The organism is Mitsuokella apri, assembly GCF_047974105.1.
GTDB lineage: Bacteria > Bacillota > Negativicutes > Selenomonadales > Selenomonadaceae > Mitsuokella.
The window spans coordinates 303,376-316,831 of sequence record NZ_JBHYRS010000002.1 but is presented as its reverse complement, the minus strand read 5'-3'; the positions used below and the strand labels follow the sequence as shown (position 1 = coordinate 316,831).

General features: G+C 57.9%; 8 protein-coding genes and 2 tRNA genes. All 10 read left to right on the top strand.

Annotated features, from left to right (window positions below; translation table 11 throughout):
* Positions 1-36: 36 nt before the first annotated feature.
* A complete protein-coding gene (gene pstC / locus ACE419_RS04430; RefSeq protein WP_435721155.1) occupies positions 37-954 on the top strand; it encodes a phosphate ABC transporter permease subunit PstC in 918 nt (305 codons plus the stop codon).
* 3 nt (positions 955-957) lie between these two features.
* The gene (pstA, locus tag ACE419_RS04425; RefSeq protein ID WP_435721154.1) at positions 958-1,809 is read left to right on the top strand and encodes a phosphate ABC transporter permease PstA; all 852 of its coding nucleotides are present in this window, start codon (positions 958-960) and stop codon (positions 1,807-1,809) included.
* 168 nt (positions 1,810-1,977) lie between these two features.
* The gene (gene nhaA / locus ACE419_RS04420) at positions 1,978-3,207 is read left to right on the top strand and encodes a Na+/H+ antiporter NhaA (RefSeq protein ID WP_435721153.1); all 1,230 of its coding nucleotides are present in this window, start codon (positions 1,978-1,980) and stop codon (positions 3,205-3,207) included.
* A 97-nt stretch (positions 3,208-3,304) separates the two neighbouring features.
* A tRNA-Lys gene (locus tag ACE419_RS04415) sits at positions 3,305-3,380 on the top strand.
* Between the two features lies 1 nt (position 3,381).
* Positions 3,382-3,457: transfer RNA gene (locus ACE419_RS04410), tRNA-Lys, on the top strand.
* A 73-nt stretch (positions 3,458-3,530) separates the two neighbouring features.
* A complete protein-coding gene (surE, locus tag ACE419_RS04405; RefSeq protein ID WP_435721152.1) occupies positions 3,531-4,310 on the top strand; it encodes a 5'/3'-nucleotidase SurE in 780 nt (259 codons plus the stop codon).
* A 133-nt stretch (positions 4,311-4,443) separates the two neighbouring features.
* Positions 4,444-5,685 carry an adenosylhomocysteinase gene (locus tag ACE419_RS04400; protein ID WP_435721151.1) on the top strand — a complete coding sequence of 414 codons (1,242 nt, stop codon included), beginning with the start codon at positions 4,444-4,446 and terminating at the stop codon, positions 5,683-5,685.
* 35 nt (positions 5,686-5,720) lie between these two features.
* Positions 5,721-6,998 carry an amidohydrolase gene (locus ACE419_RS04395; protein ID WP_435721150.1) on the top strand — a complete coding sequence of 426 codons (1,278 nt, stop codon included), beginning with the start codon at positions 5,721-5,723 and terminating at the stop codon, positions 6,996-6,998.
* A gap of 702 nt (positions 6,999-7,700) precedes the next feature.
* Positions 7,701-10,565, top strand: coding sequence for an FtsK/SpoIIIE family DNA translocase (locus ACE419_RS04390; RefSeq protein ID WP_435721149.1), 2,865 nt, complete (start codon positions 7,701-7,703; stop codon positions 10,563-10,565).
* A 236-nt stretch (positions 10,566-10,801) separates the two neighbouring features.
* Positions 10,802-13,417 (top strand): alanine--tRNA ligase, encoded by a 2,616-nt coding sequence (gene alaS, locus ACE419_RS04385; protein ID WP_435721250.1) that lies wholly within the window; start codon positions 10,802-10,804, stop codon positions 13,415-13,417.
* Positions 13,418-13,456 lie beyond the last annotated feature (39 nt).

The following is a 13,456-nucleotide window of genomic DNA, read 5'->3' as shown; positions in this document are numbered from 1 at the left end:
GATAGAGTAAGTAAGGTATATTCAGGAGGTAAAAAAATGGAACGGGCAGCAAGTATCGGCCGTCTGGAGCAGAAATCCCCGGGCGGCGGTCATGAACGCAGGCTATTCTACGACAAGTGCGGGCGGTATCTCTTTATCGCGGCTGCCTGTCTCATGACAATCATCATTTTCTCGATTATCTTCTTTGTTGGACGGCAGGGCCTTATGACATTTGCCGAGGTCAGCCCGATTGAGTTCTTCTTCAGCGCAAGCTGGGATCCGTCGCTTGGCAAGTTTGGTGCACTTTCGTTCATCATCGGTTCTCTCGCGACGACGCTTCTTTCGGTCCTCATCGGCGCGCCGCTCGGCCTTTTGGGCGCGATTTTTCTCGCGAAGGTCGCTCCTGTATGGCTTAAGAACATCATGCGCCCGGCTACGGACCTTTACGTCGCGATTCCTTCGGTCGTTTACGGCTATGTCGGCCTGCAGCTGCTCGTGCCTTACTTACGCGATACGTTTGGCACGTCGACAGGCTTTGGCGTGCTCGCTGCATCCCTCGTGCTTGCCATCATGATCATGCCGACGATTCTTTCCATCAGCACGGATGCTCTGAACGCCGTGCCGAGACCTTTGGAAGAGGCGAGCCTTGCCCTCGGCGCTACGTGGTGGCAGACGATCGTGCACGTCATCGTGCCGGCTGCGGCTCCGGGCATCCTGACGGCTGTCGTCCTCGCCATGGCCCGTGCAGTCGGCGAGACCATGGCCGTGCAGATGCTCATCGGCAATACGCCGCAGGTCATCACGTCGCTGTTTTCCCCGACGGCCACGCTGACGAGCAACATCGTCGTCGAGATGGGCAATACGCCGTTTGGCTCGGTCTGGGGCAACGCGCTGTTCCTCATGGCCTTCGTGCTCTTGCTGCTGTCGCTCGCGATGATTCTCGTCATCCGCCGCTTCGGTACGAGGAGGGTTTAAGCTATGAATTCAAAAGTACAAAATCAGATTGCCAGAGCCGGCCTTTGGCTCACGGGCTTCTTCATCCTCGGCCTGCTTGCGGCCTTCCTCGGGTACCTTCTTTATAAGGGACTGCCCGTGCTCTCGCCGCACTTTATTTTCGGCAAATCGAGCGACATGATGGCGGGCGGCGGCGTCGGCTCGCAGCTCTTCAACTCGTTCTACATGCTGCTGATTTCCATGGCCATTTCCATTCCAATTGCACTGGGCGCCGGCATTTACCTCGCGGAGTACGCACGTGAAAATAAACTCACGAAGTGCATCCGCCTGTCGGTCGAGAGCCTCGCAACGGTGCCGTCCATCGTCCTCGGCCTGTTCGGCATGATCATCTTCGTCAATATGATGAACATGGGCTTTTCCATTCTCGGCGGTTCGCTGACCTTGGTGCTCCTGAATCTGCCGATGCTCGTGCGCGTCACGGAAGAATCCATCCGCACGGTGCCGAGGTCGTATGAAGAGGCAAGCCTGGCCCTCGGCGCGACGAAACTGCAGACGATTTTCAAGGTCGTGCTGCCGAGTGCCATGCCGGGCATCATCACGGGCATCACGCTGACGGCCGGCCGTGCCCTCGGTGAAACGGCTATCCTCATCTTCACAGCCGGCACGACGGTTTCGCGCCACATGTTCGATACGGACGTCATGGCCGGCGGCGAGACGCTGGCCGTCCATCTCTGGTATCTCATGAGTACGGGCCTTGTGCCAGACCGCGATGCCATCGCGAACGGCATCGGCGCACTGCTGATCCTGACGATTCTCGTCTTCAACTTCGTGCTGCTGCTGCCGATCCGCTTCATGAAACATATCCCGAAACGTTAAGCCTCTCTCCATGCATCACAGAGCCATTTCCGCGTGCTTTCATAAGGAAATGGCATCCATGTGATGCTTTTTTGTAATCGAATTCCTTTTCTTGCGGACGATTTTATGGTAAAGTTAAAATAGAGTAATATGATATAAAATAGTCCAATATAAAAGGAAGTGATGTTCATGAAAGATCCGATTCGTTTCATTCATTCCCTGCAGGCCGTGGCCGAGCCGTTCCTCGCGTTTTTACGCTGGGAGGCGAGCAGCGGCGTCATCCTGCTTTGCTGCGCCATCCTCGCGTTGATTCTCGCGAATTCGCCGCTTGCTGCCGGCTACGAGCATATCCTGCATCTGCCGCTTGCCATCGGGGCAGGGGATTACGTCATCGAGATGGGGCTGCTGCACTGGATCAACGATGGCCTCATGGCCGTGTTCTTCTTTGTCATCGGCCTTGAAATTAAGCGCGAATTCCTCTACGGCGAGCTGCGCACGGCTTCGGCGATGCTCTTGCCCGTCGGCGCGGCCCTCGGCGGCATGATCGTGCCGGCCATCCTCTATGCGGCCATCAACTTCGGGCAGCCGACGTTTGGCGGCTGGGGCATTCCGATGGCCACGGATATCGCCTTCGCCCTCGGCATCATGACCATCGCGGCGCGGCAGGCTCCTTTGGGGCTCGTTGTCTTTTTGACGGCGCTGGCCATCGTCGATGACCTCGGCGCCATCGTTGTCATCGCGCTCTTCTACAATTCCGACCTCGCGTTTGGCGCCCTTTTTGTGGGGCTTTTGGCCATCGCTGCGGCTTTTGTCGTCGGCAGGCTGCGCGTGCGCTTTGTGCCGCTCTATATCACGCTGGGCCTCGTGGCCTGGTACGCCTTCCTGCAGGCCGGCATTCATCCGACGATTGCAGGCGTGCTCCTCGGCCTTTCCATTCCGGCGGCAGCGAAGCCGGAAAACTCGCTTCTTCATAAGCTTGAGCATGCGCTGGAGCCCTGGTCGGCCTATGGCATCATGCCGATTTTCGCGCTCGCAAATGCCGGTGTGGCCATCTCGCTGGCGTCGTTCGATTTCACTTCGCCGATTTTCCTCGGCATCCTCGCGGGCCTCTGCCTCGGCAAGCCCTTGGGCATCTTCGGTGCGACATTCCTGCTTTGCAAGATTTTCAAGCTGCAGCTGCCGGGAAATGCGACGAAGGCCCAGCTCGCCGCAACGGGCATGCTCGGCGGCATCGGCTTCACGATGTCAATTTTCATCGCGTCGCTGGCCTTCCCCGAGGCCGCACAGCTCGACCTCGCGAAAATCAGCATTCTCTGTGCTTCGGTACTTTCCGGTATCTTTGGCACGGCCTTTTTCAAGCTGCAGTCCCTCGGTACATCATCTGAGGCAGCCAAGAGCGGGGCAGATGCCGTAAATTAAAAAAATCACGCAAAAGTATTGACAGAACAATGAGTCCCGTTTATAATAATATTCGTTGGTTGCGGACATGGCAATCAAGAACAATATAACAAATGATGACTCACTAGCTCAACTGGCAGAGCAACTGACTCTTAATCAGTAGGTTCACGGTTCGATTCCGTGGTGGGTCACCATGACTCACTAGCTCAACTGGCAGAGCAACTGACTCTTAATCAGTAGGTTCACGGTTCGATTCCGTGGTGGGTCACCATTTGCTGATAACGGCTCCTTGCGAAAAGGGGCCTTTTTTGTACCTTATATATAATAGGAAGGAAAGTGAATCTATGCGAATCCTCATCTCCAATGATGACAGTGTAGCGGCCTACGGCCTCGAGTCCCTCGTCAAGGCATTTTTAGCCAAAGGCCACGAGGTTGTCGTTTCAGCACCGGCGCGTCAGCAGAGCGGCATGGCCCATGCGCTGAATGTCGGCAAACCCTTGGAGCTGCTGCAGGCAGACAAACTGCGGGAAAAATACGGCATCGAGGCCTGGGCCGTCGACGGCACGCCGACGGACAGCGTCAAGCTCTACCTTGAGGCCATTGCCGAGGAAAAGCCCGATGTTGTCGTCTCGGGCATCAACCACGGCGCGAACCTCGCGACGGACATCCTGTATTCGGGCACGGTCGGCGCGGCGATGGAAGGCATGCTGCACGATATCTCGTCGTTTGCTGTATCGATGGACGTGGACAGCGAGATTTCCTACGACGAGGCGGCCGAAGAATTTGCGAAGCTTCTCGAGCAGGTCATGAAGGGTCGCGCGGCAGCCGAAGAGGAAAAGCCCGTGTTCTGGAATGTCAATTTCCCGCGAAGGTATGCGCTCGGCGAGGATGGCCGGCCGCAGGTCGTCTTTGGCCGTCAGGGCAAGCGCGACTACCACAATGCGTTCAAGAAGCAGGAACGCGAGGACGGCCGCATTTTCTACACCGTTGCCGGCGAGATTTTCGACACGGACAAGAGCGAGCCGACGGACATTTACGCCGTCGAGCATGGCTTTATCGCCGTGACGCCGCTTATGGTCGACCTCACGGACTACATGATGATTGAAAAGTTACTGAACCGCTGAATTTTGCGTTATGTCTTTTGCCCCCCGCATGGCTCGAAAGGCCTGTAAATGTGCGCGCGGGACAGATGGGCGTGACGCAAAGTTTTTTTCGTGCTAAAATAAAGGGTAGAATGTTTATTAGGAGGTATTTTTCATGGAATCAATGATTCGCGATATCAAACTGGCTCCTTCGGGCCACGATAAAATCAACTGGGTAAAGAACTTCATGCCGGTCATGGCGGCTGTCGATAAAGAATTCTCCGTCTCGAAGCCTTTTGCTGGCAAGAAGATGGTCATCACGCTGCACCTCGAGGCCAAGACGGCTTATATGGCCGAGATTTTCCATCATGCCGGTGCCGAAGTCGCCATTACGGGCAGCAACCCGCTGTCGACGCAGGATGATGTCGCCGCGGCCCTCGTTGAGGATGGTCTGCATGTCTTCGCCTGGCACGACTGCACGCCGGAAGAATACGATACCTTCATCAATAAAGCCCTCGACATCAAGCCGGATTTCGTCATCGACGACGGCGGCGACCTCGTGCACATGCTGCACACGAAACGCCGCGAGCTGCTCTCGGGCATCATCGGCGGCAGCGAGGAGACGACGACGGGCGTTCATCGCCTCAGAGCTCTCGCAAACGAAGGCAAGCTCGAATTCCCGATGATTGCAGCCAACGACGCATACTGCAAATACCTCTTCGATAACCGCTACGGCACGGGCCAGTCGACCTGGGACGGCATCATGCGCACAACGAATGTCGTCATCGCCGGCAAGAACGTCGTCATCGCCGGCTACGGCTGGTGCGGCAAGGGCGGTGCCATGCGTGCGCGCGGCCTCGGCGCCAATGTCATCGTCACGGAAGTCGACCCGATTAAGGCCATCGAGGCTGTCTTCGACGGCTTCCGTGTCATGCCGATGGATGAAGCCGCGAAAATCGGCGATATCTTCCTGACGCTGACGGGCGACAAGGACATCATCCGCAAGCGCCATTTTGAAGTCATGAAGAACGGCGCCATCATGGCAAACTCCGGCCACTTCGACGTCGAGATCAACATCCCGGAGCTCGAATCCCTCTCTGTTTCGCGCCGCACGGTCCGCAAGAACATCGAAGAATTCAAGCAGAAGGACGGCCGCAAGCTCTATCTGCTCGCTGAAGGCCGCCTCGTCAACCTCGCTGCCGGCGACGGTCATCCGGCCGAAATCATGGACCTCTCGTTCGGCGTGCAGTTCTTCTCGGCTCTGCATCTCCTGAAACATGGCAAGGAAATGACGAAGGGCGTTCACCTGATGCCGGAGGAAATCAACACGAAGATTGCGGAAATCAAGCTCAAGGCTTCGGGCATCAAGATCGATACGCTGACGCCGGAGCAGCGCGCTTACCTCAATATGGCGTAATGGCGTAAGTCTTGCGTAAACGGAGAATATAAATCATGAAGACACTGATTAAAAACGTATATGCGTTCCTGCCGGACGGCACGACGCCACTCACGAATATCATGATTGACAAGGATAAAATCGTGGGCGTCGGCGAGGTGCCGGCGGACTTCCATGCGGCCAAAATCATCGACGGCAAGGATAAATTCGCCGTGCCGGGCTTTGTCAACGCGCACACGCACGCTTCGATGACGCTGTTTCGCAGCTACGCCGACGATATGAACCTCATGGACTGGCTCAACAATATGATCTGGCCGGCCGAGGCGAAGATGCAGGAAGAAGACATCTACTGGGGCGCGATGATCGCAGCCGTCGAGATGATTGAGGGCGGCACGACTTCGTTCGTCGACATGTACGGCCCGTACATGGAAAAGGTCGCCGAAGTCGCCATTGACTCGGGCCTTCGCGCCGTGCTCTCGCGCGGCATCATCGGCGTGGCACCGGACGGCGACAAGAAGCTCGAGGAAAATGTCAGCCTGTTTCACGACTTCCATGGAGCTGAAAACGGCCGCATCACGGTCATGTTCGGCCCGCACGCCCCGTACACCTGCCCGCCGGACTTTTTGAAGAAAGTCAGCGCAGCTGCAAAAAAATGCGGCGCCGAAGTCCATATCCACATGGCGGAGACGAAAGCTGAGATCGAACAGATCACGAAGACGTACGGCAAGCGCCCGTTCCGCTACGTTGAGGAGACGGGCCTCTTTGAAAGCGGCACGCTTGCCGCGCACTGCGTCCACCTCGACGACGAGGACATCGCCATCATCAAGAAATACGGCATCCGCGTCGCGCACAATCCGGGCAGCAATATGAAGCTCGCAAGCGGCGTCGCGCCGGTGCCGCGCCTCCTGAAAGAGGGCGTCTGCGTGGCCCTCGGCACGGACGGTGCCTCGTCGAACAACAACCTCGACATGCTCGAGGAAATCAACCTCGCGGCCATGCTGCATAAAGTCAATACCCTTGACCCGTTGGCAGTACCGGCCCGCACAGCCCTCAAGATGGGCACGGAGTACGGCGCAAAGGCTGCAGGACTCAAAAATGTCGGCAAAATCGAAAAGGGCTGCAAGGCCGATTTCACGCTTTTCAATATGAACAGCGCGGCCTGGTACCCGCGCAACGACCTCGCATCGCTGCTCGTCTACTCGGCACATGCGGACTCCGCAGACACCGTGCTCGTCGACGGCAAAGTCCTCATGGAAGGGCGCGAGCTCTTGACGCTCGATAAGGAACGCATCTTCTTTGAAGCACAGAAATGTGCAGAGAGGCTGACGAAATAATAGTACGCGGGGCTGGTTCGCGAAAATTGGATACATTTGGCAAGGGGAGCGGTGAAATATTTTCGGCTTCGGCGCTTCCGCTAAATGGGAGCCATGCAGGTTTTGCTGAGAAAAAGGGACTTCGCCGCCTGCCGCGGCGTTCTGACACTGTGGCATTAGGTAAAGTTTTCCCGGCTCCCAGCCCTGCGGGCAGTCGCTGCAGCGCCTGCAGGCGAAAATATTCCCCCGCTCCTAGTCACGTCCTGCCTTTTTGCTCTCGCAGGAGGTGTCTTCACCACCTTCTGCGAGAGGATAACGCACGATTTTTTGTCGGTAGAGTGGGGCTTCGGCTTATTATAATGTAGACTGAAAGCAGCTGAGGTGGGAAGGGCTGTTTCGGTCACTGACGAAGTTTGGAATCTACGATGTAAATAAAAAGAAACTAGGGCTGGGGGAAATATTTCGCCTGCAGGTGTGGAATGTTCTGCCTGCAGGGCTGAAGTCCAAGAAAGATGGGCTAAGTCCTGCGATGTGAGAACGCCGTGGCAGACGGCGAAATGGCTAAGGATATCTTTATATCATGGGCTTCATTTACATGGAGCACCGAAGCCGAAATATTTTCACCGGCCCCTTTGCTGAAATCATCAAACCGAAACAGTCCTTCCCGCCATTTGCTAATTATCTCATGCCGAAATAATATATGTGTTTGTAGGAGGAATTTTCTTGAAAAAGACAACGCCTGCCCGCCCGCGTACGCGGCGCAAGCCTGTGCGTTCGGCCACGAAGAAGACGGGCCATAAGGTCGCGCGAGCGCATTCTGGCCGCCGCTATGAGCTTTTTGGCCTCGCGCTTTTTGCTGCCGGCCTCATCTCAATCTGCGGCATCTGCGGCCTTAACGTGGGTTTTGTCGGCGTCTATTTCGCCAAATTCCTGCGCTATTTCTTCGGCGTCGGTTCCATCCTCATTGCCGTCCTGATTCTCCTGATTGCCTGGACGTACATGACAAGGCACCGCGGGCCGAAGTATTCGCCGCGCTTTTTCGGCATTCTCGCGCTCTTTATCTCCGTGCTGGCCATCTGGCATCACTTCAAGGTGCCGGTCGGCGCGGAAATTATGCCCGAGAGCCTGCCGACGGGCGGAGGACTTTTGGGCGGCGGTTTTCTGCTGCTTTTGCGCAAGTTCTTTGGCGTCGACGGCTCCATCATCATCCTCGGCGTCGGCACGGTCGGTGCCGTGCTGCTCTCGACGACGTGGTCGCTGGCCGCGGGGCTTTTAAAGACGCAGGCGCAGGCGAAAAAGGGCGCGGCGGCCGCGGGTTCGGCCCTGCAGTCGACGTACGGCAAGGCTGTGGAAGTCGGCGGCCGCGTCGAGGCGCATGTGGCTGAGGCCGTGCGCGAGAAGGTCGAAAAAGTCAGGGAGCACGGCAGTTTCTACAATCAGGCGGCGGACAAGCGCTTTGCGGCGCCAGCTGAGCCTGCGGCGGAAACTGCCACGACTGCGGCGGCTGCTGAAACATCTTTGGGTGTCGCCGGAGCCGCGGCCGCTCAGGAAACAGCAGCTTCCGCAGCTGCTTCGTCCATGCCGGACTTTACCATTCAATACGGCCAGAACCATGAGGGTGAGGGCAGTCACGGCGATTACGGCTTGGAAGGTGTCGAACCTTTCGGCGCGGAATCAGAGCCTGCCGCGGCTGGCAAAAATTCCCTCGGCAGTGAGCCGGCAGAAGAACCGCGGGCCATGGGCCTGCCGGATTCCATCGAGCCCATCGGCATGATGGCGCCGCCGGCGAGCCTGCGGGACATCGGCCGCCGCCGGGAAGAGGGCAGCGCTTCGAAGGAAGGCCTCGGGGAGGAAGACACGCTGGGCATGCCTTCGTCCTCGGCTGAATCCTTTGGCGCGTCTGCCGCAGCTGCTCCGGCTCCGGCGGTTTCTGTACCGCATACGGCACCTGTCGTGCCGCCGTCGCCGAGCCCGATGAAGAAACATCCGACGGAAATGCCGTCGTACGATGAAATTGCGCCGATTATGCCGGCCGCGGCCGTCCTCGATGGCTCCGCAAAAGTTTCGCGCGGCGGCCTCGGCGAAGCGCAGGGGGCAGAGGAGAATAAGGCCCCAGCCGCGCCGCCGCGTCCGTACATCCTGCCGAAGGTCACGGAAATCCTCACGAAGCACGTCAAGAAACACAATGCCGCGCTCGAGATGGAGATTGCCGACAAGGCCCACATCCTGCAGCAGACGCTTGAAGATTTCCACGTCAAGGCGAAAATCATCAACGCCTGCCACGGTCCGGCCGTCACGCGCTACGAGCTTGAGCCGGCGCCGGGCGTCAAGGTCAGCAAAATCACGAATCTCGCTGATGACCTCGCGCTGAGCCTCGCGGCGACGTCCGTGCGCATCGAGCCGATTCCGGGCAAGGCCGCGATTGGCATCGAGGTGCCGAACAAGGAGCTTGAAGGCGTCGCCCTGCGCGAAGTGCTTGAAAATGAGCGTTTTGCCAAGGCCAAGTCGAAACTCACGGTCGGCCTCGGCATGGACATCGGCGGTCAGGCGATTTTTGCGGACCTCGCGAAGATGCCGCATCTCTTAGTCGCCGGTGCCACGGGTTCCGGTAAATCCGTCTGCATCAACACGCTGATTACGAGCATCCTCTTCAAGGCGAAGCCCGATGAAGTCAAATTCATCCTCGTCGACCCGAAGATGGTCGAGCTGTCGAATTACAACGGCATTCCGCACCTCATGGTGCCGGTTGTCACGGAGGCCAAGAAGGCCGCGTCTGTGCTCAACTGGTCCGTGCAGGAAATGGAAAAACGCTATGCGAAATTCGCCGAGCACAACGTGCGCAACATGGAAACCTACAATAATAAATTCCCTGACGACAAGATGCCGGCCATTGTCATCATCATCGACGAGCTCGCCGACCTCATGATGGTCGCGCCGCACGATGTCGAGGACGCCATCTGCCGTCTCGCGCAGAAGGCCCGCGCCGCCGGCATCCACATGGTGCTCGCGACGCAGCGTCCGTCCGTCGATGTCATCACGGGCATCATCAAGGCCAACATCCCGTCGCGCATTTCGTTTGCCGTGTCGAGTCAGATTGACTCGCGCACGATTCTCGACCGCAGCGGCGCGGAAAAACTCTTAGGCCGCGGCGACATGCTGTTTTATCCGGTCGGCGCCGCCAAGCCCATGCGCGTGCAGGGTGCGTTCATCAGCGACGAAGAAGTCGAGAAACTCCTCGATTTCATCCGCGCGCAGGGGCAGGAGATGGAGGCCAACGAGGAAATCATCTCGTTCACGGAAAACGCCATGAAGGAAGAAGAAGCAAAAGAAGAGGGCAAGGGCGGCCGTCAGCCGAAACTCGACGAGCTGCTGCCCGACGCCGTGAACCTCGTCATGTCGACGGGGCAGGCCTCGGCGTCTTCCCTACAGCGGCGGTTCCGCGTCGGCTACACGCGTGCCGCGCGCCTCATTGATGAGATGGAGGACCTCAAGATTGTCGGCCCGAACATCGGCAGCAAGCCGCGCGAAATCCTCATGGGCTCCGAACAGGCCATGGCCGCCGTCGAAGCCGCGATGGGCGAATCGTAACGAAGAATATCATAATATAATAGAAGCAGGAGCTTCCGCCTCATGTTTTGTGCTGCGGGAGCTCTTTTTTTGTGCTGCAGCGGCAAAACTTTATGCGAAACTCGTGAAACTACTGGAAAAATACGCGGGCCTTGTGGTATACTTGAAAATAGTTATGTAAAACTTAACGCACAAATCCTGAGATTTTTCCGCACAGCGGTAGATTTCTCTTATGGGGGTAGATTTTTTTGAAGTACATGAGTGGTAATGAACTGCGTGAAGCTTATCTGCAGTTCTTCGCAGAAAAGAAAGGCCATCTGCGCCTGCCGAGTTTCTCGCTGATTCCGCAGGATGACCCGACGCTGCTTCTGATTGGTGCGGGCATGGCTCCGCTGAAGCCGTTCTTCACGGGCAAGATGAAGCCGCCCCGCACGCGCGTGACGACGAGCCAGCGCTGCGTCCGCACGGGCGATATCGAGAACGTCGGCCGCACGGCGCGTCACCAGACGTTCTTTGAAATGCTCGGCAACTTCTCGTTCGGCGATTATTTCAAGGGCGAGGCCATTCCCTGGGCCTGGGAGTTCCTGACGCAGGTCATCGAGCTGCCGAAAGACAAGCTCTGGGTCACGGTTTATCCGGATGATACGGAAGCCATTGAAATCTGGAAGTCCCAGCCGGGCTTCCCGCAGGACCACATCGTCAAGATGGAAGACAATTTCTGGGAAATCGGCCCTGGCCCGTGCGGTCCGGACTCCGAGATTTACATCGACCTCGGCGAAGAGCGCGGCTGCGGCAAACCGACGTGCGCTGTCGGCTGTGACTGCGACCGTTATCTTGAAATCTGGAACCTCGTCTTCACGCAGTACGACCGTCAGGAAGACGGCTCGTACAAGAACCTCGCCCATAAGAACATCGATACGGGCTGCGGCCTCGAGCGTCTGGCTTCGGTTGTCCAGAACAAGAAGACGAACTTCGAGACGGACCTGCTGTACCCGATTATCGAGTACGCCGCTAAGGTAGCAGGCGTTGAGTACGGCAAGGACGAAAAGACGGATATCTCGCTGAAGGTCATCGCTGACCATGCCCGTTCCATGGCCGTCATGATCATGGACGGCATCCTGCCGTCGAACGAAGGCCGCGGCTACGTGCTGCGCCGCATCCTGCGCCGTGCCATCCGCCACGGCCGCATGCTCGGCATCAAGGGCAAATTCCTTGAGGGCGCCGTCGATGCTGTGGTTGACATCTACCGCGATGCCAGCGATTTCGGCGAGCTCATTGCCAAGCAGGACTACATCAAGAAAGTCATCAGCATCGAGGAAGACCGCTTCGCTGCTACGCTCAATCAGGGCATGGAACTGCTTGACGACGAAATCAAGGAACTCACGAAGGACGGCAAGAAAGAACTGCCGGGCGAGATTGGTTTCCGTCTTTACGATACGTTCGGTTTCCCGTGGGAGCTCACGGAAGAAATCCTGCACGAGAATGGCCTCGACCTCGACAAAGAGGGCTTTGACAAGGCCATGAACGAGCAGCGCGAACGCGCAAGAAATGCCCGCGCCGAGAACCAGCGCGTCGCTGTACCGGACCTTTCGGGCATCGATGTCTCGAAACTCAAGGTTGACCCGGAGGCCAAAGAGGCCAAAGTCGTTGCCATCTGGAAGGACGGCAAGCTCGTCGACGAAATCACGGACGGCGAAGAGGCCGGCATCATCCTCGACAAGACCCCGTTCTACGCCGAAGGCGGCGGACAGGTCGGCGACGAGGGCATGCTCCTTGGCGAATTCGGCCGCATCAAGGCGACGAACGCCAAGAAACTGCCGGACGGCACGGTTTACCATGTCTCCTACGTCGAAGAAGGCCAACTCAAGGTCGGCGAGACGGTCAAGATCGAAGTCGACCAGGAGAAGAAGCTCGCTTCGGCCCGCAACCACACGGCTACGCATCTGCTGCAGGCTGCCCTGAAGCGCGTTGTCGGCGACCAGGTCAACCAGGCCGGTTCGTCCGTCACGCCGGACCGTCTGCGCTTTGACTTCACGAACTTCGAGCCGGTCACGGCCCAGCAGCTCGCAGACGTCGAAGAACTCGTCAACAAGGTCATCCTCAAAGGTCAGGATGTCGAGATTTCGCATATGAGCCTTGACGAAGCCAAGAAGGCAGGCGCCATGGCACTGTTCTCCGAGAAATACGGCGACGTCGTCCGCGTCGTCCGCGTGCCGGGCTTCTCGATGGAGCTCTGCGCCGGCTCGCACGTCAAGAACGTTGGCCAGATCGGCATGTTCAAGATTGTCGGCGAGACGGGCGTCGCCTCGGGCGTGCGCCGCATCGAAGCCATCACGGGCAAAGCCGCTCTCGACTATGCAAACGGCAAGTTTACTGTGCTCAAGAAGGCAGCAGCCCTCTTAAAGACGAAGGAAGAGGACGTGCCGGCAGCGGTTGAAAAACTGCAGGCTGAGAATAAGGAGCAGGCTGCCAAGCTCGCCGAAGTCGCTGCGATGCAGGAAAAAGCCGATGCTCAGCAGCTCATCGCCGGTGTCAAGGACGTCAAGGGCGTCTCGGTCGTTACGGGCAAGGCCAATGTCGAGAACATGGACGCTCTGCGCGATGTTGCAGACATCACGCTCAGCAAGCTCGAAAACGGCGTCGTCGTACTCGCCTGCGTCAATGACGGCAAGGTCAACCTCGTCGTCAAGGCTTCGAAGGATGCCGTCAAGCGCGGCATCCATGCGGGCAAGATTATCAAGGAAGCCGCAGCAGTCGTCGGTGGCGGCGGCGGCGGACGTCCGGACATGGCACAGGCCGGCGGCAAGAACGCCGAAGCCGTGCCGCAGGCTTTTGACAAGGCCATGGCTGTCATCGAAGCACAGCTCGGCTGAGCCTTTAAGCCTTATAGTATCAACAAGAACCTCCCTCAC

Excerpts from the sequence above, each read along its gene's own strand:
- pstC (WP_435721155.1), top strand. The coding sequence starts at position 37 with ATGGAACGGGCAGCAAGTATCGGCCGTCTGGAGCAGAAATCCCCGGGC.
- pstA (WP_435721154.1), top strand. The coding sequence starts at position 958 with ATGAATTCAAAAGTACAAAATCAGATTGCCAGAGCCGGCCTTTGGCTC.
- nhaA (WP_435721153.1), top strand. The coding sequence starts at position 1,978 with ATGAAAGATCCGATTCGTTTCATTCATTCCCTGCAGGCCGTGGCCGAG.
- surE (WP_435721152.1), top strand. The coding sequence starts at position 3,531 with ATGCGAATCCTCATCTCCAATGATGACAGTGTAGCGGCCTACGGCCTC.
- ACE419_RS04400 (WP_435721151.1), top strand. The coding sequence starts at position 4,444 with ATGGAATCAATGATTCGCGATATCAAACTGGCTCCTTCGGGCCACGAT.
- ACE419_RS04395 (WP_435721150.1), top strand. The coding sequence starts at position 5,721 with ATGAAGACACTGATTAAAAACGTATATGCGTTCCTGCCGGACGGCACG.
- alaS (WP_435721250.1), top strand. The coding sequence starts at position 10,802 with ATGAGTGGTAATGAACTGCGTGAAGCTTATCTGCAGTTCTTCGCAGAA.